We start from the raw sequence: 23,371 nt of genomic DNA on the forward strand, positions 1-23,371 counted from the left end.
AACGAAAGGTTACCATCTCATGGGTTTTAAATGCGGTATCGTTGGCCTGCCAAACGTAGGTAAATCAACACTGTTCAACGCTCTGACAAAAGCCGGTATCGAAGCGGCAAACTTCCCGTTCTGTACTATCGAGCCAAACACGGGTGTGGTACCTGTGCCTGATTTGCGTCTGGATGCGCTTGCGAAAATCGTTAACCCACAACGCATTTTGCCAACCACGATGGAATTCGTAGATATCGCTGGCTTGGTTGCTGGTGCGTCTAAAGGTGAAGGTCTAGGTAACAAATTCCTAGCAAACATCCGTGAAACCGATGCAATCGGCCACGTGGTTCGTTGTTTCGAGAACGACAATATCATCCACGTTGCGGGTAAAGTAGACCCTGCTGACGATATCGATGTTATCAACACCGAGCTTGCGCTATCTGATCTTGAAGCATGTGAACGTGCTATTCAACGTCAGGCGAAGAAAGCGAAAGGCGGCGATCGCGACGCGAAAATCGAAATCGCTGTACTTGAAAAGCTGCTTCCTGTTTTGGAAGAGGGCAACATGTTGCGTTCAGTAGCACTGACCAAAGAAGAAAAAGCAGCGGTTGATTACCTGAACTTCTTGACCATGAAGCCAACCATGTACATCGCGAACGTGAACGATGACGGTTTCGAAAACAACCCTTACCTTGACATTGTTAACGCAATCGCTGAGAAAGAAGGCGCAACCGTTGTTGCTGTTTGTGCTGAAATCGAAGGCGAACTTTCTGAGCTAGAAGCAGACGAAGCAGCCGTATTCCTTGAGGAAATGGGCCTAGAAGAACCTGGTCTTAACCGCGTAATTCGTGCGGGCTACGATCTTCTAACACTGCAAACTTACTTCACCGCTGGCGTGAAAGAAGTCCGTGCTTGGACAATCCCTGTCGGCGCAACCGCGCCACAAGCAGCGGGTAAAATCCACACTGACTTTGAAAAAGGCTTCATCCGCGCTGAAATCATTGGTTACGATGACTTCATCACCAACAATGGCGAAGCTGGCGCGAAAGTGGCGGGGAAATGGCGTTTGGAAGGCAAAGAGTACATTGTTAAAGACGGCGATGTTATTCACTTCCGCTTTAACGTTTAATTCCAATCGTTAACTCGATTTGAAAAGCTGGCTTTTGCCAGCTTTTTTCGTTTTAGATCTCCCTAGTTTCGCCATTTGCAGCCCAACTGAATAAGAAAACACCTCCTCCTGCTCAAAATCACAGCGAAGTCACCGATATGATAAAAAAAGCATGGAAAAAAGGTTGACGACAACCAAGGTTCTTCGCATAATGCGCCCCGCACTCAGGGCATGACCCTGAACGAAAAAGATGGCTACGTAGCTCAGTTGGTTAGAGCACATCACTCATAATGATGGGGTCACAGGTTCGAATCCCGTCGTAGCCACCATTCTTTTTCAACGTGCAACGCTTTCTTTAGAAAGCAACAATATGCGGAAGTGGCGAAATTGGTAGACGCACCAGATTTAGGTTCTGGCGCCGCAAGGTGTGAGAGTTCAAGTCTCTCCTTCCGCACCATATTGAAGACATCATGCTTGATAGCGTGATAGTCATTGGGATATCGCCAAGCGGTAAGGCAGCGGCTTTTGATGCCGCCATTCCCTGGTTCGAATCCAGGTATCCCAGCCATATTTTGGCATGGCTACGTAGCTCAGTTGGTTAGAGCACATCACTCATAATGATGGGGTCACAGGTTCGAATCCCGTCGTAGCCACCATTTGATTCGAAAGCCTTTGGCTTTCAAACAGACTGACACTGCCACGTGTTATAAAGCGCTAGCTTTAGTCTGAAAGATTTGCGGAAGTGGCGAAATTGGTAGACGCACCAGATTTAGGTTCTGGCGCCGCAAGGTGTGAGAGTTCAAGTCTCTCCTTCCGCACCATATATCTTGTTTCTCTTATCGTTTAACGACGAAGAGAAGGTTTCAGACAAGACTAAAAAACTGAAACAACTAGGATTGCGGAAGTGGCGAAATTGGTAGACGCACCAGATTTAGGTTCTGGCGCCGCAAGGTGTGAGAGTTCAAGTCTCTCCTTCCGCACCAATCCTCTTGCTCTTTATGCCTGCCTTCTGGCAGAATAAGGAAATCAGGCAAGTAAAAACTCTGATAACAATGCGGAAGTGGCGAAATTGGTAGACGCACCAGATTTAGGTTCTGGCGCCGCAAGGTGTGAGAGTTCAAGTCTCTCCTTCCGCACCATATTTAAAGAGTCATGCTTAATTGCGTGAGTTCTGTTGGGGTATCGCCAAGCGGTAAGGCAGCGGCTTTTGATGCCGCCATTCCCTGGTTCGAATCCAGGTACCCCAGCCACAACATTTAAAAGCTCACCCTCGGGTGGGCTTTTTTTGTTTCTACTCCGCTGATTCTCTCCTGCTCCCATTTCCCCACTACGTCTATGTGGTTGAATTGGTCTTTAATCCCTGTAGGCTTATTCTCATAGTAGTTGATCGAATCATCTTCGATCTCACGTGCAGCCATATGTACGACAGGGACGCAGCCAGAATGAACACACCTAACAACAAAGTCGATAACCCTATCCAGCATCAAGTTTATCTCTCTTTACCTGACGGCCTTTACAGTGAAGTGCCTCCCGTTCGCGTCGAGCAACCTAGCCTGCTTGCACTCAATCATGATTTGCTCGCGCACTACGGCCTATCCCCTGAGTGGTTCGAAAGCGCCGATGGCATTCACTTTCTTACTGGGAATCATGATTATGCCTCGCAGCACCCTATCGCGATGGGATACGCTGGCCATCAGTTTGGGCATTACTCGCCACAACTGGGTGATGGGCGAGCGCATATGCTGGGTCAGCTAAAAACCGGTGATGGCCAGTTTATCGATGTGCAATTAAAAGGATCTGGTCGCACCCCCTATTCGCGTGGCGGTGATGGACGAGCCACACTCGGCGCGGTGATCAGGGAATATTTGATTAGCGAGGCCATGGCGGGATTGAAGATCCCCACAACGCGAACCCTCGCCATGATGTCGACGGGCGATAGCGTGATGCGAGACTACCAGATGGTACCCGGTGCCATTCAGGTGCGTACAGCCACCAGCCATATTCGTGTTGGGTCTTTTCAATATGCCTATGCCAAGTTAGGCAAAAGCGGCGTTCAAGCGTTAGCAGACTTTCTTATCACCCAGCACTATCCCGATGTTGACGTTGATGGACGCGATAGCTGTGACAACGAAAACAAATATGTCGCTTTGTTTGAGGCCATTTGTGTTCGTCAGGCTAACTTGATTGCACAGTGGATGTTAGTGGGCTTTATTCACGGCGTGATGAACACAGACAACATGTCGCTCGTCGGAGAAAGTATCGACTTCGGCCCCTGTGCGTTTATGGACGAATTTAAGGCCAACAAAGTATTTAGCTCGATTGACCGAGAAAGCCGCTACGCATGGGATCAGCAAGCCAACATTGGCTATTGGAACTTGCAGCGCCTCGCTGAGACTTTCTTGCCCTTGTTTGATGATAAGTTTGATGAAGACTCAGACAACGCCATAGAAATGGCTCAGGCGCCGCTCTCAGCCTATATAACTGTATTCCAACAAGCGTTTCAAGATGGGTTAAAACAAAAACTCGGTGTGACAGCATCAACGCAAGATGCAGATGACTTCATAAACGAAGCACTGCCAACGGTCGCGGCCGAAAGCATGGACTTCACTCAGTTCTTTGATGCGCTTACGCGTGTTGCTCAAGGCGATGAAGATGACACACCGCTGCTCTCGCTGTTTTCAAACCAAGAAAAAGGCGAACAGTGGATAGCACGTTGGCACTCATTGAGAGACTCATCGTCAGAGAGCGTTAAGGCCATGCGCGCCGCAAACCCCGCTCTTATCGCAAGAAACCACCAAGTAGAACAAGCGATTGAAGATGCGATGGAACGTGACGACTTTGCACTGTTCAATCGTTTGAGCCAGGCTTTGAAGAACCCTTATAGCGTCAGCGATGATAATCGCGATTTACAAGCGGCTCCCATGCCTGAACAACGAGTATTGCGAACCTTCTGTGGAACCTAAGAGTCAATTAGGTCAAACACTGAATACAAAAATGGGGCTTTCAAGCCCCATTTTTCATTCGATTTCAGTCGTCTCATGACAAAAGCTATAGCCCCATGGCGTACTTCAACACTTGGGTTTTAATCGGTCCGCTATTTTCAGCCAACTTTAAGCCGACATTGCGAAGGAACTTCAACGGCGCAATCTCATTACTAAATCCGCCATAAAACACGTCCATTCCCGCCTGCATGATCAAGTTGTCAGGTTTACGCTTTCGCTCGTAGGCCGCTAAAACATCGTCACTGATCCATTCAACACCCGCATCCGCGACAACGTCTAGCAGAGCATCAACGTCTTTAAAGCCAAGATTCACGCCTTGCCCAGCTAGTGGGTTGATCGTGTGCGCAGCATCGCCAAGGATCACCACGCCATTACGCGAATAGGATTGCGCGTGACGACGGGTTAACGGAAAGGCGCCAGACTGAACAACGTCAATGTCACCCAACTCTTTAGGAAAATGCGTCAGTACCTCTTGCTTCAAAGCCTCTGGCGACATGGCACACAGCTGTTTAATGCGTGTCGGGCTGTCATACCAAACCAAGGAGCCTTGATGCCCAGATAACGGTAAGAAAGAGCGCGGGCCATCAGGCGTAAACCACTGCCAAGTGATATCTTGCTGCGGTAATGCTGTCTTCACGTTGATGAGCATACAATGCTGGCGATAATCCCACGCCGTGACACCAATGTTGGCATAGTCGCGCACTCGGGAATTGGCACCGTCAGCACCCACTAACCAACGACCATGCAGCACATCCCCATTTTCCAACGTGACAGCGTGACCATTATCATCTGCTTGCATCGAGACAATATTGGCAGGACACAGCATCTCGAGATTATCCTGCGCTTCACACGCTTGCCAAAGCGCGAGTTGAAGAATGCGGTTTTCAACAATAAAACCAAGTTCGGATAAATCCATCTCTTGCGCATTGAAGCGGATACGGCATTCAGGGTGCTCCCATGTTTCAAGACGACGATAAGGGCACAGGCGCATAGCCAGTACGGCATCCCACACTTTGAGCGCTTTCAACAAAGAAACTGATGCAGGTGAAATCGCAGATACGCGCAAATCCATCGGCTGTTCAGGCGAAAATGATTGAGGCGCAATACGCTCAATCATCGCAACACGTTTTCCTTGTTTCGCGAGGCCCAGCGCAGTGGCAGCCCCTACCATACCGCCGCCCACGACGATAATATCGAATTGTTTCATAACAGATTCTCTTTAAGTCCTTGCGGCATTTTACCTGTCATGCCACCAATTGCGACAGCCTCTTGGCGATAGCCTCATTAAATCCTGCAAAAAAATTGGGGAGAACGTGATCTGGTCACAGTTTAGCTAAAGCAGTACAATACGCCCCCTATGCCCAAAACACGTTGAGATACTCACGGGTTGGCGACAAACTGGACAATGCTTTTCGGCTGAGGTTGCAGTTATAACATAGCGTTACCACACATCACCTTTCAGCCGAAACACGTAAAACATTACTATGAGCAATAAGTTACATGGCTAAAAAACTTTTGATCAAAACCTGGGGCTGCCAGATGAATGAATACGATTCGTCTAAGATGGCGGATCTGCTCAATGCAGCTGGTGGCTACGAGCTAACCGAAGAGCCTGAAGAAGCGGATGTATTGCTTCTTAACACCTGTTCTATTCGCGAAAAAGCTCAGGAGAAGGTGTTCCACCAACTGGGACGCTGGAAAAACTTGAAAGATCAGAAGCCAGACCTTGTGATTGGTGTTGGTGGCTGTGTCGCGACTCAAGAAGGCGATCACATTCGTGAACGTGCGCCGTATGTGGATGTCATTTTTGGCCCACAAACACTGCACCGCCTGCCTCAAATGATTAATCAATCACGTGAAGACCACGGCCCAGTGATGGACATCTCTTTCCCAGAAATTGAGAAGTTCGATAACTTGCCAGAGCCACGTGCTGAAGGCCCAACCGCATTTGTCTCCATCATGGAAGGCTGCTCGAAATACTGCACCTTCTGCGTCGTGCCATATACGCGCGGTGAAGAAGTTAGCCGTCCGTTGGATGATGTGCTTTACGAAATCGCACAACTTGCCGAGCAAGGCGTACGTGAAGTCAACCTGCTGGGTCAAAACGTAAACGCATACCGCGGCGAAATGCATGATGGCGAGATCTGCACGTTTGCTGAGTTGCTACGTTACGTGGCAGCGATTGACGGTATCGACCGTATTCGCTACACCACCAGCCACCCGATTGAGTTCACTGATGACATCATCGATGTTTACAGTGATACGCCAGAGCTTGTTAGCCACTTGCATTTGCCAGTTCAAAGCGGTTCAGATCGTATTCTGACCATGATGAAGCGTCCGCACACGGCTATCGAATACAAATCGAAAATCCGCAAACTGCGTCAGGTACGCCCTGATATCGCCATGAGTTCTGACTTCATTGTCGGCTTCCCTGGCGAAACAGATGCGGATTTCCAAGCGACAATGAAACTGATCCGTGACATCAATTTCGACATGAGCTTCAGCTTTGTGTATTCACCGCGCCCGGGTACACCAGCGGCAGACATGCCCGATGACACCCCAGAGCAAGTGAAGAAAGATCGTCTGTCAGAGCTTCAGCAACAGATCAACGCACAAACCATGATCTTTGCGCGTCAAATGCTAGAAACTGAGCAGCGTATTCTTGTTGAAGGCCCATCACGTAAGAGCTTGATGGAATTGCGCGGTCGCACCGAAAATAACCGTGTGGTTAACTTTGCAGGCTCCATGGATTTGATTGGTCAGTTCGTTGACGTCAAAATCACTGACGTGCACGCGAACTCACTACGTGGCGAACTGGTTCGCACAGAGAAAGAAATGAACCTTCGCATCGCAGTGTCGCCTGCCGAAATGATCGCAAAAACACGCAAAGAAGATGATCTTGGCGTAGGCGTGTATACTCCGTAATAGCACGGAGGCCATATTGCCTTACCAAGCCCGTTAGCGAACGGGAGCATTCATACGTTACCGGTGCACAGAACACGCACCGGTAATATTTCCGAGGACAGGTTTGCGAGGACAGTATTGAACAAGATAATCACCTTAGAAGTATCACTGGAACCAGCTGATAACTCACGCCTAGCCAGCCTATGCGGCCCTTTCGATGACAACATCAAACAACTCGAACGCCGTTTGGGAGTGGAAATCAACCACCGAAGCCACCTCTTCTCTGTCGTGGGTAAACCACACACCGCCACTGCGGCGATAGAGATTCTCAAAACACTCTACGTTGAAACTGCGCCGGTCAAAAATCAGTATCCCGATATCGATCCTGAAGATATTCACTTAGCCATTAAAGAAAGTGGTGTGCTCGAGCAAGCTGTCGAGTCGTCGATTCCTTATGGCAAAGAAATCCACATCAAAACCAAAAAAGGTGTCATCAAACCGCGTACACCCAACCAAGCGCAATATATTGCGAACATGGTGACGCATGACATTACCTTTGGTATTGGCCCCGCAGGTACAGGTAAAACGTATCTTGCTGTCGCCGCTGCGGTTGACGCACTTGAGCGACAAGAGATTCGCCGAATTTTGCTAACACGCCCTGCGGTTGAAGCAGGCGAAAAACTGGGTTTCTTACCGGGTGACTTGAGCCAAAAAGTCGACCCGTATTTACGCCCACTTTACGATGCCCTGTTTGAAATGCTGGGTTTCGAGCGTGTTGAAAAACTCATCGAACGTAACGTCATTGAAGTCGCGCCACTTGCCTATATGCGTGGACGCACACTCAATGATGCATTCATCATTTTGGATGAAAGCCAAAACACCACTGTCGAGCAGATGAAAATGTTCCTGACCCGTATCGGATTTAACAGCCGAGCGGTGATCACCGGTGATGTTACGCAAATCGATTTACCGCGAAACGCAAAATCTGGCCTTCGTCATGCCATTGAAGTGTTAGCGGATGTAAATGAAATTAGCTTTAACTTCTTCCAAGCAGACGACGTTGTTCGCCACCCTGTGGTTGCACGTATTGTCCTTGCTTATGAAGCATGGGAAGCAGAAGACGCCAAAGCACGTAAACATGCCGAAGAGCGTCGTCGCCTCGAGCGTGAAGCAGCCCTTGCTGCGGTGCAGCCATCAGAAGAGAACCATCAGTAAAATGCAGTATTTCGTCGATCTTCAAATCGCGACACAAAACACCGACAACCTGCCAAGCGAAGAGCAGCTTCAACTCTGGTTTGAGCAAGCAGTAAAATCATTTTGCGCACAAGCAGAAGCGACCATCCGTATCGTGGATGAATTTGAAAGCCAAAGCCTGAACCGTGATTATCGCGGCAAGGACAAGCCGACAAATGTATTGTCGTTTCCGTTTGAGGCGCCGCCTGGTGTAGAGTTAGATCTGCTAGGTGACTTGATTATTTGTCGACAAGTCGTCGAAAAAGAAGCCGAAGAACAGAATAAAGAACTATTCGCCCACTGGGCACACATGGTTGTACATGGCAGTCTCCATCTGCTAGGTTATGACCATATTGATGATGAAGAAGCAGAAGAAATGGAATCTCTCGAGATTTCTATCATGAATGCATTAGGGTATGAAAACCCGTATGCCGCAGACTTCATCTAAATTAACGTTGTAAATATTGAGACAATGAACGAAGACAACTCACAAAGCTCTGAAGGTCCGAGTAGAAAGACCTTCTTCGAACGTTTAGGACAGATCTTTCAGGGTGAACCTAAAGACCGTCAGGAACTGGTAGATGTATTCCGTGATTCGGAACAGAACGATCTGATCGATCACGATACACGGGATATGCTCGAAGGCGTTATGCAGATTTCTGAAATGCGCATTCGAGACATCATGATTCCGCGTTCGCAGATGGTAACCATCGAACGCTCACAACCTCTCGAACAAATCATCACCGTTATCAACGACGCCCAGCACTCTCGCTATCCGGTGATCAGTGATGACAAAGACCATGTTGAAGGCATTCTGCTAGCAAAAGACTTGCTACGCTACCTGATGGCCAACAGCGAACCGTTTAACATTGATGAAGTGATCCGCCCTGCTGTGGTAGTGCCGGAAAGCAAACGTGTTGACCGATTGCTGAAAGAGTTTCAGGAAGAACGCTATCACATGGCGATCGTTGTCGATGAATTCGGCGGCGTATCAGGCGTGGTGACAATCGAAGATATTCTCGAAGAAATCGTTGGCGATATTGAAGACGAATACGACGATGAAGAAGAGCAGGAAATCCGCCAGCTCAGCAAGCACACCTTTGCGGTGAAAGCGCTGACAACACTGGAAGATTTTAACGAGAAATTTGGTTCTCAGTTCAATGATGACGATATCGATACTATCGGTGGATTGGTCATGACCAGCTTTGGTCACCTACCAACCCGCGGCGAAGAAGTAGACATTGAAAACTTCCATTTCAAAGTCACCGCAGCCGACAGTCGACGTGTTATCCAATTGCAGGTTACTATTCCAGATACTACTGCAGAGGAAACGGCATAATCGTCAAATGCTAAATATTAAAACTTTAAAGCGGCCCCAAGTATTCATGCGGATCTTCGGGGCCGCTTTTTCTGGTGCGCTCGCCACATTGGCTTTTGCCCCCTATTCTATCTGGCCAGCCATGCTGGTCTCTTTGTTCGCCCTTCTTTTACTCATCCACGAGCAATCTCCCAAACGCGCCGCGTTAATCGGTTTCAGTTGGGGTCTAGGCCAATTTGGTACCGGCGTTGGTTGGGTGTATGTCGTCATTGAGAAATTTGGTGGATTACCCACCGCCATTGGCTTACTCCTAATTGGTCTGCTTGTGATGTATTTGGCGTTCTATCCTGCGCTATTTGCATTCATTCTAAGACGCGTTCAACTGCCCCTGGCGTTATCTTACTTACTGTTCGCGCCATCCCTTTGGCTAGTGATCGACTGGTTCCGAGGTTGGTTCCTCACTGGGTTTCCTTGGCTATGGCCGGGCTACAGCCAGATCGAAGGCCCACTGTCAGGTTTCGCCCCCTTAATTGGTGTGCAAGGTATCACCCTCGCGCTGCTGATTATTTCGGGTTCCATCGCACTTGCTGCCATTACGCGTAAGTTATCGGCATTGACTCCAGCCTTAGTGGCCGCCATTGTTGCCACCGTGTCAGGCTATGTACCTTGGGTGCAAGAAACAGGAGAAAGTGTTGATGTTGCTATGGTGCAAGGCAATGTCCCTCAGGAGCTAAAATGGCTACCTAGCCAACGTTGGCCGACACTTCTGAGCTATCAAGATATGACGCGCCAGAACTGGGATGCGGACATTGTGATATGGCCAGAAGCCGCGATTCCAGCACTCGAGCGTGATGTGCCGGATTTCCTTGCGCGTCTCGATGCCGCCGCCATAAACAATAACACCGCGATCATTACTGGTGTGCTGGATCAAAACGATGACGGCCAATTCTATAACAACGTGATCACCCTCGGTGACAACGGCATGCAGGGATACAATTACCCTGCGCAAGAAAGCTACAGCAAACACCACTTACTCGTGTTCGGGGAGTTTGTGCCGTTTGCGGACATTCTGCGCCCATTAGCGCCGCTGTTTAATTTACCAATGTCTTCGTTCAGTCGCGGTGATTACACGCAGCCTAACATTGGCGCTAAAGGTCACCAGCTTGCTCCAGCGATTTGCTACGAAATTGCGTTTAGCGATCAAGTGCGAAAAAGTCTAACGCCTGAATCTGATTTTATTCTCACGCTATCTAACGATACGTGGTTTGGCACATCCATCGGGCCACACCAGCATCTTGAAATCGCACGTATGCGAGCGCTTGAGAATGGCAAACCTGTGCTTCGTTCGACCAATACCGGCCTCACGGCGGCCATTGGTTACCAAGGTGACCTGATTGCTCAAGTTCCGCAATTTGAAACCGTGGTTCTACGCGCAGACGTGCCCACGACTCGCGGACAAACGCCGTATACGCAATTCGGTGATTGGCCGTTGTATATCTGGATTGTGTTGTCTGGGGCGGCGTTATTTTGGCTTACGCGCGGTCAAACCACTTCGCAAGCTAAAGACGATCAGTCGCAATAATAAGAGCGAACATTCGCTCTCTCGCTAGGTCATAAATAAGGCTAAGGATTTTCCTTAGCCTTATTTTTTTCGATACCTTTTTCCATATATCAATGGATCAAAGTATCGATGTATCAATGTATCAAAGCTCGATGTATAAAAGCTTCGATAACCTTAGGGAGATCTTCATGCGCGCCTTGTTTCGACGACTTTTACTGATCCCATTACTTATCTCGGCGCTTTTTGTCGCGCCTGCTTCAGCAGAACCAGACGCAGAACTGTTTGCTGACACCCGAGCGGCGCTGGCGAACTTTCATCGCTTTGATGAAGTAAAACCCTTTTTCGATAAAGCCTATGGATATGCGGTGTTTCCTTCGGTGGGCAAAGGCGGATTCTGGATTGGCGGAGCCTACGGCAATGGTTTGGTTTACCAAGGCAACCAAACACTGGCGCAAGCAGAATTGATTCAAGTCTCGATAGGGTTAACCTTCGGTGGGCAAGCGTTCAGTGAAATACTGTTTTTTGAAGACAAACACACTTTCGATAGTTTTATGTCGGGAAGCTTTGAGCTTGGCGCTCAAGCATCCGCCACCGCGCTGACGGAAGGCGCTGCAGCGCACGTAGGAACAACGGGTACATCTGCCAGCGCTGGAAACGCCCAATCCAAAGCGTATTACATCAATGGCACAGCCATTTTCACCCAAGCCAAGGGTGGTTTAATGGTAGAAGCCGCGCTCGCAGGGCAGAAGTTTAATATTGAGCGTTTTTAGTGAATAAGCGCGGTCCTAGACGGATTTTTGGTAAATCCAAGAGGCCGTCAAGCTTTTCGACCTTCCTAGGATCTAGGGCCTGCTTTTCCTCTATACCCTGCTCTAGACCTACGCCGGATAAGCCTTACGACTAAACTGCGAGTTACCGCACTTAGTGCAAGGGATCAACACACCGACATGGCTATGTTCGGTCTGATTCCCGCAAGTCTCACAAACCAAAATGCCAAGCCCAACAACTTCTCCCGCAGAGTAGACTCCGTGGTGTTGAATGTCTTTTAACACCTCATGCCATTCCAGCTGGGTTTTATCCGTTATTTCAGCCAGTTGCTCCCAAAGCGTATTGGCAATGAGGCTTTTGAACAGCTCACCATCATCAGCGCGGCCTTCAGACTCGTTATATTGTTCACTGAACGCTTGAACATCGCGTTTGAAGTACGCTTCAATCAAGGCCAATTCGTCCTTGGTCATGTCTGATGCGGCATCGAAATACCGTTCAGACAATTCCAGCCAGCGTTTTAGCTCTTCAGGGCTGTGTTTTAAAGCGTCACTAATCCGCTGAGCGAGTAACTTATACTCCGTTTTTTGCTCTGTCATAGGTCACCTCTGCATTCAACTGTTGTTGCGCCATCTACCTTTGGTTATTCTATGTCGATTATTTTGGTTCATTTCAAACCTATCTCACAAATTCCCGGATGTCATCGATGCAAGAACAATACCGTCCTCAGGACATAGAGCCTAAAGTTCAGGCTGATTGGGACAACAAAAAAACCTTCGTGGTTCAAGAAGACCCGAACAAGGAAAAGTTCTACTGCCTATCCATGTTCCCGTACCCAAGCGGCCGACTGCACATGGGTCACGTGCGTAACTACACCATCGGTGATGTGATCTCTCGCTACCAACGCCTACAAGGCAAAAATGTTATGCAGCCAATCGGCTGGGATGCATTTGGTCTGCCTGCAGAAAATGCGGCTGTGAAAAACAAAACAGCACCTGCACCTTGGACGTACGAGAATATTGAGTATATGAAGAACCAGCTAAAATTGCTGGGCTTCGGTTACGATTGGGATCGCGAATTCGCGACCTGTACCCCTGAATACTACCGCTGGGAACAAGAATTCTTCACCAAGCTTTACGAAAAAGGCTTGGTATACAAGAAGACTTCTTCCGTTAACTGGTGTCCGAACGACCAAACCGTTCTTGCGAACGAACAGGTTGAAGACGGCTGCTGCTGGCGTTGTGACACCCCAGTAGAGCAAAAAGAAATTCCACAGTGGTTCATTAAAATCACTGCCTACGCGCAAGAGTTACTTGACGACCTAGACACCCTAGAAGGTTGGCCTGACATGGTGAAAACCATGCAGCGCAACTGGATCGGTCGTTCAGAAGGCGTTGAGTTGTCATTCAAAGTGGCTGGCAACCCAGATCTAGAAGTTTACACCACACGTCCTGACACCCTAATGGGTGTGACTTACGTGGGCATTGCTGCGGGTCACCCTCTTGCTGCACAAGCTGCAGAGACGAATCCTGCACTTGCAGCGTTTATCGATGAATGCCGTAACACCAAGGTTGCTGAAGCTGAGCTTGCGACCATGGAGAAAAAAGGCATGGATACTGGCCTGAAGGCTATCCATCCTCTAAACGGCCGTGAAGTGCCTGTGTACGTTGCTAACTTCGTACTGATGCATTACGGAACAGGTGCTGTAATGGCCGTTCCTGGTCACGACCAGCGCGATTTTGAATTCGCGACCAAGTACGGTCTGGACATCGCGCCAGTGATCTTGGCAGAAGACGGTAACGCACCGGATATTTCTGAAGCAGCACACACTGAAAAAGGTGTTCTGTTCAACTCTGGCGAATTCGACGGTTTGGCGTTCGAAGAAGCATTTGACGCAATTGCGTCAAAACTTGAGTCAGAAGGCAAAGGCCACAAGACGGTTAACTTCCGTCTGCGTGACTGGGGCGTTTCTCGTCAACGTTACTGGGGTTCTCCAATCCCAATGGTGACCACTGAAGATGGCCAAGTACACCCAGTACCTGCTGACCAACTGCCAGTGATCTTGCCAGAAGACGTTGTGATGGACGGCGTGACCAGTCCAATCAAAGCAGACAAAACGTGGGCAGAAACGACGTTCAACGGTCAACCAGCACTGCGTGAAACCGACACCTTCGACACCTTCATGGAGTCTTCTTGGTACTACGCGCGTTACTGTTCACCAAAAGCTGACCAAATGCTGGATTCAGATGCAGCTAACTACTGGTTGCCTGTTGACCAATACGTTGGCGGTATCGAGCACGCGGTAATGCACCTGTTGTACTCTCGCTTCTTCCACAAGCTACTGCGTGACGCAGGCATGGTTGAAAGTGACGAGCCGTTCAAGCAACTACTTTGCCAAGGCATGGTTTTGGCAGACGCGTATTACTACAACAACGAGAAAGGCGCGAAAGTGTGGGTTTCTCCAACGGAAGTAACCGTTGAGCGTGACGAAAAAGGTCGCATCACCAGCGCTGTTGATACCGAAGGCAACAACCTTGTTCACTCAGGCATGACCAAAATGTCTAAGTCGAAAAACAACGGTATCGACCCGCAAGAGATGGTTGATAAGTACGGTGCAGACACCGTTCGCTTGTTCATGATGTTCGCTTCACCGGCTGACATGACTCTTGAATGGCAAGAATCAGGCGTAGAAGGTGCTAACCGCTTCCTGAAACGTATCTGGAAATTGGTGTTCGACCACACGTCAAAAGGCGCAGTAGCAACACTGGATGCATCTTCACTGAATGCAGATCAGAAAACGCTACGCCGTGAAGTACACAAGACCATTGCTAAAGTGAGCGATGATATTGGCCGTCGTCAAACTTTCAACACCGCTATCGCAGCCGTGATGGAACTGATGAACCGTCTGTCAAAAGCACCACAAGAGACTGACACTGACCGCGCTATTCTTGATGAAGCGTTGAAAGCCGTTGTTGTGATGCTCTACCCAATCACTCCACACATCAGCAACGAGTTGTGGACAGCACTGGGCGAAACTGACGCAGACCACGCTGCGTGGCCTGAAGCAGACAACGACGCCATGGTCGAAGATGAAAAACTGATCATCGTTCAGGTTAACGGCAAGCTTCGTGCAAAAATCACTGTTGCAGCTGATGCAGCAAAAGATGACGTTGAAGCCATGGCGCAAAACGACGAGCACGTTGTGAAGTTCACTGAAGGGAAAACCGTTCGTAAAGTGATCTACGTACCGGGCAAACTGGTTAACATCGTTGCGAACTGATCGCATTGTTAACCCCCTTGATAAATAAAACAGGGAGAATTCGGTGACATCGATTTTTCGCTCTCTCCGAACCCTGCTTGTCGTGGTGGCCGCTCTGGCCACCGCGTCTTGCGGATTCCAGCTCCGCGGCAGCTACAACCTGCCCGAGGAGATCCAACAGCTTTCTATCACGAGTTTTGACCAATATGGCAAACTGACCCGTGAAATGAAGTCACAAGTTCGTCTCTACGACATTGACCTCGTCCAGCCTGCTGAAAACATCTCAAACCTTCGTTTGAATGGCGAAAGCTATGGCGAAAGCACACTGTCCCTTTACCAAAACAGCCGTGTGGCGGAGAAGCAATTTGCTTACACCGTCAGCTATTCGGTGACAGTGCCGGGCAAAGGTAACTATGGTTTCTCCACATCACTGAGCCGCACCTACCTTGATAACCCACTGACCGCACTAGCGAAATCTGTGGAAGAAGAGATGTTGGCACAAGAGATGCGTGTTGAGGCAACCAAGCAAATCATGCGACAGCTTGCGCGATTGAATGCCCACATCGAAGCCTTTGAACGCAAAGAAGCCGAAGAAAAAGCATTGCGTGAGCTTTACCAGGGTGTCGATGACACAACGCCAACATTGACCATTGAAACCCGTTTCGATGGCAAAGAAGAAGAGCCACGCGGCAAACCGCTCTCCAGTTATAACCTTGATGGCGAAGACGTCGAATGAGGGTCTACCCAGAACAACTGACACAGCGCCTTTCCCAAGGCTTGTGTCAGACTTACTTGCTGTTTGGCAACGAGCCACTCCTTAAGCAAGAAGCGCAACAGAGCATCATCACAGAAGCCGCCAAACAAGGCTTTGATGAAAAGTACCGCTTTAGCGTAGATAACCAGCTCAACTGGCAAGACATCTATGACACCTGCCAAGCACTCAGCCTATTTGCGAGTCGTCAGGTCATCATTCTCACCCTGCCTGAAAATGCGCTAACGGCGGCACAAGCGAATGCGCTGAAAGAACTTGCTCCAATGCTCCATCAAGATCTTGTTCTTATTCTCGAAGGCCCTCGCCTCAACAAGAAACAAGAATCGGCCAAGTGGTTCACCTTATTTCAAAGTAACGGCCTCTACGTGCCAAGCAATACACCAGACGCAAGACAGCTTCCTCGTTTTGTTGAAAATCGTTGTCATGCACTCGGCCTAAAGCCCGACCATGAGTCAGTGTTATTGCTTGCTCAATGGCATGAGGGCAACCTTCTCGCGCTGTCGCAAAGCTTGATGAAGCTGCAATTGCTCTACCCCGATGGCGAACTCACCTTGCCACGATTGCAAGATGCGCTGTCGAGAAATAACCATTACACGCCTTTTCAACTCACCGATGCGTTGATAGAAGGGAAAGCAAAACGTGCCGTGCGCATTGTGCGTCAACTCGAAGCCGAAGGCGTTGAGATCACGATACTGCTGCGTGTGATTCAAAAAGAACTAATACAACTTTACAAAATGCAGGAATATGGCGCGTCAGGCATGACGCTAAACAAGATCTTTGACCACTACCGTGTATGGCAAGCCCGTCGCGCACCGCTTACCTCTGCGTTGCACCGTTTGACGCTGCCTAAATTGATGGGTCTTGTACAAAGCCTTGCTGAGATCGAAATCATGGTCAAAACCGATTTTGACAGCCAGCCATGGCCAGCCTTATCTGCTTTTTGTCTCGATATGTGTGGCCACCCAGTTGAACTTCAGCCCCTTGGCTGACTCGCTCGCCTTGCCACCGTATTCTAATCCCAACAGCCAGTGTTATAATTTTATTTCACTGGCAACTTGTCACCATTAAGGGGAAAACATTGCTTCCTGAACAACTTCAACATTTCGTTGTCGATAAAGCCGATGATATGAAAGCCGCAGACATCGTCACTCTCGATGTTCGAGACAAAAGCAGCATCACAGATTTCATGGTGCTATGCACCGGTAACTCCAAACGTCATGTTTCATCTATTGCCGCACACGTCGCTGACGAAGCACTTGCTGCCAACGTGCGTTCATTAGGCATGGAAGGACAGACTGAAGGTGAATGGGTCGTTCTCGATCTTGGCGATGTCATGCTGCATATCATGCAAGATGAACAACGTGAGTTGTACCAGCTAGAAAAGCTGTGGAATTGATTCGATGAAATTACAACTGATCGCGGTTGGCACAAAGATGCCGAAATGGGTTGAAGAAGGCTACAAAGAATATAGCCGTCGCTTCCCTAAAGATATGCCACTGGAACTGGTTGAAATCACTGCAGGTAAACGCGGAAAGAATGCGGACATCGCACGCATACTGCAAAAAGAAGGTGAAGCCATGCTGGCTGCCGTTCCAAAGGGAAACCGCATCGTGACTTTGGACATCCCAGGTAAGCGCTGGGACACCGAACAACTGGCAGAACAACTTGAAAGTTGGAAGCTAGACGCTCGCGACGTGTCCATCTTGATTGGTGGCCCAGAAGGTCTTTCTCCTGCATGTAAAGCCGCTGCGGATCAAAGTTGGTCACTCTCTCCTTTGACGCTTCCTCACCCGCTGGTTAGGGTTGTAATGGCAGAAAGTTTATATCGCGCCTGGAGCATTACGGCGAACCACCCTTACCACCGAGAATAATTCATGAGATACAAGCGTAGCCCCATACGCGATCATCAGGCCGAATCTTCTTTATTCTTCCGCCGAGCCGTCGTGGCTTTCGGCGGCATTGTCGTTTTAGTCGGCCTTCTTCTGGCTAACCTGTATACCATTCAGGTTAGCGACCATGATGATTACATTACTCGTTCTAACGACAATCGCATCAAAGTCGTGCCGGTTGCGCCCAATCGCGGCCTAATTTACGACAGAACCGGAAAAATCTTAGCGGAAAACCGCCCTGTTTATGCGCTGGAAATCACGCCAGAGCAAGTCAAAGACATTCCGGGAACCATTACACGTTTACAATCACTGATTGAAATTTCTGATAGAAACATCGCCAACTTTGAGCGTGATAAAAAACGTACTCGACGTTTCAATTCTGTGGCACTGAAAAATCAGCTTTCTGAAGAAGAAGTCGCGGTATTTTCGGCCAATCAGCACAAATTCCCCGGCGTTGAAATTAAAGGCTACCTCAAACGTTACTACCCTTATGGTGATGCGCTGACGCACGTCATGGGTTACGTTGCCAAAATCAACGACAAAGACCTCGCACGCCTCGAACGCGAAGAACGAAGCTCCAATTACAAAGCCACTCGCGATATCGGTAAGCTGGGTATTGAACGTTACTACGAAGAAACGCTTCATGGCACCGCAGGCTACCAAGAAGTCGAAGTGAACAGCCGTGGTCGTATCATTCGAACGCTAAAATACGTACCACCAGAGCCGGGGAAAGATCTCGTGCTCAATTTGGATGTCGACTTGCAGCTCTATATTCGCGGGATAATGGGCGAACGCCGCGGTGCCGTGGTTGTGCTAGATCCAAAAGATTCATCGGTGCTAGCCATGGTGTCATCCCCAAGTTATGACCCGAATTTGTTCGTACATGGTATTTCAGGCCCAGCCTATCGCGGGCTACTGAATGACAAAAACCGTCCACTGGTGAACCGAGCCACCCTCGGCATTTATCCACCAGCCTCCACCATCAAACCGTTTATCGCCGTTGCGGCACTCGAAGAGAAAGTGGTGACCACGAAAACCACCCGAAACGATCCGGGCTATTGGCACTTACCTAACTCCACTTCCCGTCCATTTCGTGATTGGCTAGCTTGGGGGCACGGTCGAGTGAACATCGTGCAGTCTATCGAGGAATCGGTGGATACATTCTTCTACCAAATCGCTTACGATTTGGGGATCGATAAGCTTTCCACGTGGATGAGTAAGTTTGGCTTTGGTGACTACACCGGCATCGATATTCATGAAGAAAGTAAGGCCAACATGCCGACGCGAGAGTGGAAGATGTCACGCTATCGCCAACCTTGGTACAAAGGCGACACGATTCCCGTCGGTATCGGCCAAGGTTACTGGACTGCCACACCGATGCAGATCGCAAAGGCCACGACAGTATTGGTCAACAGAGGAGAAGTCCACCCTCCTCACCTACTGATGCGCACAGAATCAGAAGGCATTGAAGAACTCGCCCCGATTGAACCGTACCCACCTATCGAAAATGTTGACGATAAGTACTGGGATGCAGCGCTTGAAGGCATGCGGTTGGTTAACCATGGTAAGAAAGGCACCGCGCGACGTGCATTCACCAAGGCCCCATATATGACAGGCGGAAAGTCAGGTACTGCACAAGTATTTGGCCTTGCTGAAGACGAAGAGTACAACGCAGACGAACTTGCAGAACACCTTCGCGACCATGCCTTGTATACGGGTTTTGCGCCATTTGACGATCCGCAGGTCGTTGTCTCTATGGTATTAGAAAATGCAGGCGGTGGTTCAACCAACGGTGCGCCAATTGCCCGAAGAATATTTGACCATATGTTGCTCGAAAAAGAGAAAGACGACGAGGAACGCGTTCAATGAGTATGTTTGCATCCGCAGGTCAAAAGAAGACCATTTTTGAACGACTGCACCTAGACGCACCTTTGCTATTTGGCATTATCGCGTTAATGGGATTTGGCCTTCTCGTCATTTGGAGTGCCAGCGGCCAAAACGTTGCCATGATGGAGCGTCAAGTTTTCCGTATGCTGCTCGCACTCGGCGTCATGTTTGTATTGGCGCAGTTTTCCCCGCGCCACTACGAGTTCTGGGCGCCCTATATGTATGTCACTGGCATCATCATGCTGATTGCCGTGCTATTGGTCGGTGAAACGGCCAAAGGGGCACAACGTTGGTTGGATTTAGGGTTCTTAACCTTTCAACCGTCGGAATTGATCAAGCTTGCCGTGCCGCTGATGGTGGCGCGATTTATTGGCAAAGAGCCACTACCACCGCGATTCATCAATCTGATCATTGGTTTGGTCATGGTGTTCGTACCGACCATCCTGATTGCCAAGCAACCGGACTTGGGTACGTCGATTCTGATCGCTGCATCGGGCATTTTCGTGCTGTTTTTATCCGGTATTCGCTGGCGCATTATCTTCGCCGCAGCCGGACTTGTTGCCGCTTTCATTCCGATCCTCTGGTTCTTCTTGATGCGTGAATATCAGCGCATCCGCGTTCGTACGCTGTTTGACCCAGAATCCGATCCGCTTGGCGCGGGCTATCACATCATTCAATCAAAGATAGCCATTGGTTCCGGCGGAATGACAGGTAAAGGTTGGTTGCTCGGCACACAATCTCAACTCGAGTTTCTTCCCGAACGACACACGGATTTCATCTTTGCGGTGATTGCCGAAGAGTGGGGGTTGATTGGCGTAGCATGTTTACTCTCGCTCTACCTCTTCATCATCGGCCGTGGCCTTATGTTGGCGAGTCGCGCACAAACCGCATTCGGGCGCATGATGGCTGGCAGTATTGTGCTAAGTTTCTTTGTCTATGTGTTCGTTAACATCGGCATGGTGAGCGGCATATTACCCGTTGTTGGTGTACCTCTGCCATTGGTCAGTTATGGCGGAACATCCATGGTGACTCTCATGGCAGGTTTCGGGATCCTAATGTCTATTCACACTCACAGAAAAATGCTTTCGAAGGCTTTGTAATGAAAAAACTTTTCGTCGTTCTTGCGATCATGCTGTCAGGCTGCGCCACTAAAAATGATGAGCGATACAGCATCGCGCAAGACACCGCACCAGAAGCAACACCAACGCTGGCGCATATCGAAGATGCGGAGCCGCGCTACGAGCCCTATAGCCGAGCGGGAAACAAAGACTACACCGTGTTAGGTCAAAGCTACGAAGTCATCCAAGACACGGAAGCCTTCACCACCCAAGAAGGTATTGCCTCATGGTATGGCAAGAAATTTCATGGACACAAAACATCTAATGGCGAGATCTACGACATGTACTCCATGTCAGCGGCACATAAAACGCTACCCTTGCCTAGCTACGTTGAAGTAGAAAACACCGCGAATGGCAAAAAAGCGATTGTGCGCGTGAATGACCGTGGTCCTTTTCACGAAGGTCGCATTATCGACCTGAGTTACGCTGCTGCCTCAAAACTTGACGTCTTGGCAACGGGCACTGCACCTGTCAAAGTGACATTGCTAAAGGTTGATAAGCCGAAAGATGATGAAGAGTGGCAAGGGGCAAGATTGAACCACTACTTTGTTCAGCTGGTCGCCACGTCGGATCAAGTGAAGGCACAGCAAGCAGCAGCGAATTTCAGCAAACAGTTCGAACTTCCTGCTGACATACTCCGAGCAGGAGATGTATATCGTGTGCGCCTTGGCCCGTTTTATGACTACGACCAAACACAAAATGCTGCAATGCTTGCGCGAGAACATCAAATTAATGAGGCGTTTATCGTTGTTGAGCCAATTTTGACTGAACCGACTTTGAAATAGAGTGTCATTAATTAGTAAGTTGTTGTAACCCCATCTGACACTTATCTGGGCTATCTGATATAGTGTCGGCTGCTTTTGACTAGAGAAATATTCAAGTAAGTACTTATATCTATGAAAAAATCACCTTCTTTGTTGCGCTCTTTAGTCTTGTTGACTGCCGTATCCACCTCCGCTGCTGCTATTGCAGCGCCATCTGTCGTACCTGATGCGCCTCAAATCGCAGCAAAAGGCTATGTATTGATGGACTATAACTCGGGCAAAGTTTTGGCCGAGAACAATGCCTACGAACGTTTAAACCCTGCCAGCCTAACCAAAATGATGACCAGCTATGTCATCGGTCAGGAAGTAGAACGTGGCAACATCAGCCTCGAAGATGAGGTTGTTATCAGTAAAAATGCATGGGCGAAAAACTTCCCAGGCAGTTCGAAGATGTTTATTGAAGTGGGCACGACAGTCTCTGTTGCCGACTTGAACCGCGGTATTATTATTCAATCAGGGAACGATGCGTGTGTTGCAATGGCTGAACACGTCGCGGGCTCTGAAGATTCCTTTGTCGATCTGATGAATGGCTGGGCGAAAACCCTAGGTATGAAAGATACCAACTACGCCAACTCTCACGGTTTGGATGACGACGAGTTGTACTCAACGCCTTTCGACCTAGCGCTGCTAAGCCAAGCATTGATTCGTGATGTGCCGGAAGAGTACCGTATCTACGAAGAGAAATCGTTCACCTACAACGGCATTACCCAATACAACCGTAACGGTCTGCTTTGGGACAAGAGCATGAACGTTGATGGCATCAAAACGGGTCACACCGACAAAGCCGGATACAACCTAGTTAGCTCTGCGACTGAAGGCAAAATGCGTCTCATCGCTGTTGTAATGGGTACCAACAGTGCCAACGCACGTAAAGCTGAAAGCAAGAAGCTTCTAAACTACGGATTCCGTTTCTTCGAAACGGTTGCTCCACATAAAGCTGACGAAACATTCGTGACGGAAAAAGTCTGGATGGGCGACACTGACCAAGTGGCGCTAGGCGTAAGCGAAGACACCTATGTCACCTTACCGCGCGGCAAAGCGAAAAACCTAGAAGCAAGCTTCGTGCTCGAGCAAACGTTGGAAGCACCGATTGCTAAAGGCGACGTTGTCGGCAAACTGTTCTATCAAGTTGATGGTGAAGACATCGCTGAATACCCACTGGTTGCGTTGAACGACGTACAAGAAGGTGGTTTGTTCAGTCGCTTGGTTGACTACATCATCATGTTCTTCAAGAGCTTGTTCTAAGTTCAATCAACAAGAACACCAACAATTTTAAAAGGCAGCCATTGGCTGCCTTTTTATTTTGATTGTTCGTCCCCATATAAAAAGAAATTCTGGGGTTTTGCATCATCTTGTTTTCTGCTAACAGGACGATTACTATGCTCCCCAGTTCACAAACCGTGATCATAAGCACAAAAGATAGACGCCCAGAGAGAGCATTTGGCGTCCAGCCTGGAGTAAATAATGCAAGAGCAACCAAAACTAAAAGACCTGCTGGAGTTCCCATGTAAGTTCACTTACAAAGTCATGGGCTACGCCAAACCAGAACTTACAGATCTGGTTTTGGAAGTTATCCAGCGTCACGCGCCGGGTGATTACACCCCAAGCGTAAAGCCAAGCGGTAAAGGCACATACAACGCGGTATCTGTCTCGATCACAGCCACTTCAATCGAACAAGTTGAAATCCTGTATAAAGAACTGGGTGATATCGACATCGTTCGTATGGTTCTGTAATCAAAGCACCTTCGC

At 48.9% G+C, this 23,371-nt stretch carries 20 protein-coding genes and 8 tRNA genes; 26 read left to right on the forward strand and 2 right to left on the reverse strand.

Annotated elements, in window-relative coordinates; all coding sequences use genetic code 11:
- The first annotated feature begins 19 nt into the window (after window positions 1–19).
- The 10 genes from ychF (at window position 20) to Q365_RS0112380 (ending at window position 4,053) form a co-directional block, all read left to right on the forward strand.
- Window positions 20–1,111 carry a redox-regulated ATPase YchF gene (ychF, locus tag Q365_RS0112330; protein WP_028023631.1) on the forward strand — a complete coding sequence of 364 codons (1,092 nt, stop codon included), beginning with the start codon at window positions 20–22 and terminating at the stop codon, window positions 1,109–1,111.
- Between the two features lie 231 nt (window positions 1,112–1,342).
- Window positions 1,343–1,419: transfer RNA gene (locus tag Q365_RS0112335), tRNA-Met, on the forward strand.
- Between the two features lie 43 nt (window positions 1,420–1,462).
- Window positions 1,463–1,547 (forward strand) — tRNA-Leu (locus tag Q365_RS0112340).
- Window positions 1,548–1,583: 36 nt separating this feature from the next.
- Window positions 1,584–1,658 (forward strand) — tRNA-Gln (locus Q365_RS0112345).
- 11 nt (window positions 1,659–1,669) lie between these two features.
- Window positions 1,670–1,746 (forward strand) — tRNA-Met (locus tag Q365_RS0112350).
- Between the two features lie 80 nt (window positions 1,747–1,826).
- Window positions 1,827–1,911 (forward strand) — tRNA-Leu (locus Q365_RS0112355).
- Between the two features lie 77 nt (window positions 1,912–1,988).
- A tRNA-Leu gene (locus tag Q365_RS0112360) sits at window positions 1,989–2,073 on the forward strand.
- A 71-nt stretch (window positions 2,074–2,144) separates the two neighbouring features.
- A tRNA-Leu gene (locus tag Q365_RS0112365) sits at window positions 2,145–2,229 on the forward strand.
- Between the two features lie 36 nt (window positions 2,230–2,265).
- Window positions 2,266–2,340 (forward strand) — tRNA-Gln (locus tag Q365_RS0112370).
- 192 nt (window positions 2,341–2,532) lie between these two features.
- A complete protein-coding gene (locus Q365_RS0112380) occupies window positions 2,533–4,053 on the forward strand; it encodes a protein adenylyltransferase SelO (RefSeq protein ID WP_028023632.1) in 1,521 nt (506 codons plus the stop codon).
- Between the two features lie 85 nt (window positions 4,054–4,138).
- On the opposite strand, the gene Q365_RS0112385 is transcribed toward Q365_RS0112380, so the two are convergent.
- On the reverse strand, window positions 4,139–5,299 hold the full coding sequence (locus tag Q365_RS0112385) for a 2-octaprenyl-3-methyl-6-methoxy-1,4-benzoquinol hydroxylase (RefSeq protein WP_028023633.1): 1,161 nt from the start codon (window positions 5,297–5,299) through the stop codon (window positions 4,139–4,141).
- Window positions 5,300–5,592: 293 nt separating this feature from the next.
- Here Q365_RS0112385 and miaB point away from each other — a divergent pair, with 293 nt between their 5' ends.
- The 6 genes from miaB to Q365_RS0112415 all read left to right on the forward strand — a co-directional run bounded on the left by miaB (window position 5,593) and on the right by Q365_RS0112415 (window position 11,878).
- Window positions 5,593–7,017, forward strand: a complete 1,425-nt coding sequence (gene miaB, locus Q365_RS0112390; protein WP_028023634.1) for a tRNA (N6-isopentenyl adenosine(37)-C2)-methylthiotransferase MiaB — start codon at window positions 5,593–5,595, stop codon at window positions 7,015–7,017.
- Between the two features lie 117 nt (window positions 7,018–7,134).
- Window positions 7,135–8,211 (forward strand): PhoH family protein, encoded by a 1,077-nt coding sequence (locus Q365_RS0112395; protein WP_028023635.1) that lies wholly within the window; start codon window positions 7,135–7,137, stop codon window positions 8,209–8,211.
- A gap of 1 nt (window position 8,212) precedes the next feature.
- Window positions 8,213–8,677: an rRNA maturation RNase YbeY gene (ybeY, locus tag Q365_RS0112400; RefSeq protein WP_028023636.1), complete on the forward strand. Its 465-nt coding sequence runs from the start codon at window positions 8,213–8,215 to the stop codon at window positions 8,675–8,677.
- 24 nt (window positions 8,678–8,701) lie between these two features.
- A complete protein-coding gene (gene corC, locus Q365_RS0112405) occupies window positions 8,702–9,568 on the forward strand; it encodes a CNNM family magnesium/cobalt transport protein CorC (protein ID WP_028023637.1) in 867 nt (288 codons plus the stop codon).
- A 7-nt stretch (window positions 9,569–9,575) separates the two neighbouring features.
- On the forward strand, window positions 9,576–11,129 hold the full coding sequence (gene lnt, locus Q365_RS0112410; RefSeq protein ID WP_035024946.1) for an apolipoprotein N-acyltransferase: 1,554 nt from the start codon (window positions 9,576–9,578) through the stop codon (window positions 11,127–11,129).
- A 167-nt stretch (window positions 11,130–11,296) separates the two neighbouring features.
- On the forward strand, window positions 11,297–11,878 hold the full coding sequence (locus Q365_RS0112415) for a lipid-binding SYLF domain-containing protein (RefSeq protein ID WP_028023639.1): 582 nt from the start codon (window positions 11,297–11,299) through the stop codon (window positions 11,876–11,878).
- A 108-nt stretch (window positions 11,879–11,986) separates the two neighbouring features.
- On the opposite strand, the gene Q365_RS0112420 is transcribed toward Q365_RS0112415, so the two are convergent.
- Window positions 11,987–12,472: a zinc ribbon-containing protein gene (locus Q365_RS0112420; RefSeq protein ID WP_028023640.1), complete on the reverse strand. Its 486-nt coding sequence runs from the start codon at window positions 12,470–12,472 to the stop codon at window positions 11,987–11,989.
- Window positions 12,473–12,579: 107 nt separating this feature from the next.
- On the opposite strand from Q365_RS0112420, the gene leuS reads away from it, so the two are divergent.
- The 10 genes from leuS (at window position 12,580) to ybeD (ending at window position 23,356) form a co-directional block, all read left to right on the forward strand.
- Entirely contained in the window at window positions 12,580–15,153 is a 2,574-nt protein-coding gene (leuS, locus tag Q365_RS0112425; RefSeq protein WP_028023641.1) for a leucine--tRNA ligase, read from the forward strand.
- A 43-nt stretch (window positions 15,154–15,196) separates the two neighbouring features.
- Window positions 15,197–15,868, forward strand: coding sequence for an LPS-assembly lipoprotein LptE (locus Q365_RS0112430; RefSeq protein WP_028023642.1), 672 nt, complete (start codon window positions 15,197–15,199; stop codon window positions 15,866–15,868).
- Window positions 15,865–16,893, forward strand: coding sequence for a DNA polymerase III subunit delta (holA, locus tag Q365_RS0112435; RefSeq protein ID WP_028023643.1), 1,029 nt, complete (start codon window positions 15,865–15,867; stop codon window positions 16,891–16,893). Before Q365_RS0112430 ends, holA begins: the two co-directional genes overlap by 4 nt.
- Before the next feature lie 89 nt (window positions 16,894–16,982).
- Window positions 16,983–17,300: a ribosome silencing factor gene (gene rsfS, locus Q365_RS0112440; RefSeq protein WP_028023644.1), complete on the forward strand. Its 318-nt coding sequence runs from the start codon at window positions 16,983–16,985 to the stop codon at window positions 17,298–17,300.
- Window positions 17,301–17,304: 4 nt separating this feature from the next.
- Window positions 17,305–17,775, forward strand: a complete 471-nt coding sequence (gene rlmH / locus Q365_RS0112445; RefSeq protein WP_028023645.1) for a 23S rRNA (pseudouridine(1915)-N(3))-methyltransferase RlmH — start codon at window positions 17,305–17,307, stop codon at window positions 17,773–17,775.
- 3 nt (window positions 17,776–17,778) lie between these two features.
- Window positions 17,779–19,662, forward strand: a complete 1,884-nt coding sequence (mrdA, locus tag Q365_RS0112450; RefSeq protein ID WP_028023646.1) for a penicillin-binding protein 2 — start codon at window positions 17,779–17,781, stop codon at window positions 19,660–19,662.
- Entirely contained in the window at window positions 19,659–20,780 is a 1,122-nt protein-coding gene (gene rodA / locus Q365_RS0112455; RefSeq protein WP_028023647.1) for a rod shape-determining protein RodA, read from the forward strand. The genes mrdA and rodA overlap by 4 nt, the downstream gene beginning before the upstream one ends.
- Complete coding sequence (locus tag Q365_RS0112460; RefSeq protein ID WP_028023648.1) at window positions 20,780–21,583, forward strand: septal ring lytic transglycosylase RlpA family protein; 804 nt, start codon at window positions 20,780–20,782, stop codon at window positions 21,581–21,583. The genes rodA and Q365_RS0112460 overlap by 1 nt, the downstream gene beginning before the upstream one ends.
- Before the next feature lie 111 nt (window positions 21,584–21,694).
- Complete coding sequence (locus tag Q365_RS0112465; RefSeq protein ID WP_028023649.1) at window positions 21,695–22,867, forward strand: serine hydrolase; 1,173 nt, start codon at window positions 21,695–21,697, stop codon at window positions 22,865–22,867.
- A gap of 219 nt (window positions 22,868–23,086) precedes the next feature.
- Window positions 23,087–23,356, forward strand: a complete 270-nt coding sequence (gene ybeD / locus Q365_RS0112470) for a DUF493 family protein YbeD (protein ID WP_028023650.1) — start codon at window positions 23,087–23,089, stop codon at window positions 23,354–23,356.
- Window positions 23,357–23,371: the final 15 nt, after the last annotated feature.

Source organism: Enterovibrio calviensis DSM 14347, assembly GCF_000621165.1.
GTDB classification, from domain to species: Bacteria; Pseudomonadota; Gammaproteobacteria; order Enterobacterales; family Vibrionaceae; genus Enterovibrio; species Enterovibrio calviensis.

What these genes read in the sequence shown, in the direction of transcription:
- ychF (WP_028023631.1), top strand. Translation starts at nt 20, where the DNA reads ATGGGTTTTAAATGCGGTATCGTTGGCCTGCCAAACGTAGGTAAATCA.
- Q365_RS0112380 (WP_028023632.1), top strand. Translation starts at nt 2,533, where the DNA reads ATGAACACACCTAACAACAAAGTCGATAACCCTATCCAGCATCAAGTT.
- Q365_RS0112385 (WP_028023633.1), bottom strand. Translation starts at nt 5,299, where the DNA reads ATGAAACAATTCGATATTATCGTCGTGGGCGGCGGTATGGTAGGGGCT.
- miaB (WP_028023634.1), top strand. Translation starts at nt 5,593, where the DNA reads ATGGCTAAAAAACTTTTGATCAAAACCTGGGGCTGCCAGATGAATGAA.
- ybeY (WP_028023636.1), top strand. Translation starts at nt 8,213, where the DNA reads ATGCAGTATTTCGTCGATCTTCAAATCGCGACACAAAACACCGACAAC.
- corC (WP_028023637.1), top strand. Translation starts at nt 8,702, where the DNA reads ATGAACGAAGACAACTCACAAAGCTCTGAAGGTCCGAGTAGAAAGACC.
- lnt (WP_035024946.1), top strand. Translation starts at nt 9,576, where the DNA reads ATGCTAAATATTAAAACTTTAAAGCGGCCCCAAGTATTCATGCGGATC.
- Q365_RS0112415 (WP_028023639.1), top strand. Translation starts at nt 11,297, where the DNA reads ATGCGCGCCTTGTTTCGACGACTTTTACTGATCCCATTACTTATCTCG.
- Q365_RS0112420 (WP_028023640.1), bottom strand. Translation starts at nt 12,472, where the DNA reads ATGACAGAGCAAAAAACGGAGTATAAGTTACTCGCTCAGCGGATTAGT.
- leuS (WP_028023641.1), top strand. Translation starts at nt 12,580, where the DNA reads ATGCAAGAACAATACCGTCCTCAGGACATAGAGCCTAAAGTTCAGGCT.
- holA (WP_028023643.1), top strand. Translation starts at nt 15,865, where the DNA reads ATGAGGGTCTACCCAGAACAACTGACACAGCGCCTTTCCCAAGGCTTG.
- rlmH (WP_028023645.1), top strand. Translation starts at nt 17,305, where the DNA reads ATGAAATTACAACTGATCGCGGTTGGCACAAAGATGCCGAAATGGGTT.
- mrdA (WP_028023646.1), top strand. Translation starts at nt 17,779, where the DNA reads ATGAGATACAAGCGTAGCCCCATACGCGATCATCAGGCCGAATCTTCT.
- rodA (WP_028023647.1), top strand. Translation starts at nt 19,659, where the DNA reads ATGAGTATGTTTGCATCCGCAGGTCAAAAGAAGACCATTTTTGAACGA.
- Q365_RS0112460 (WP_028023648.1), top strand. Translation starts at nt 20,780, where the DNA reads ATGAAAAAACTTTTCGTCGTTCTTGCGATCATGCTGTCAGGCTGCGCC.
- Q365_RS0112465 (WP_028023649.1), top strand. Translation starts at nt 21,695, where the DNA reads ATGAAAAAATCACCTTCTTTGTTGCGCTCTTTAGTCTTGTTGACTGCC.
- ybeD (WP_028023650.1), top strand. Translation starts at nt 23,087, where the DNA reads ATGCAAGAGCAACCAAAACTAAAAGACCTGCTGGAGTTCCCATGTAAG.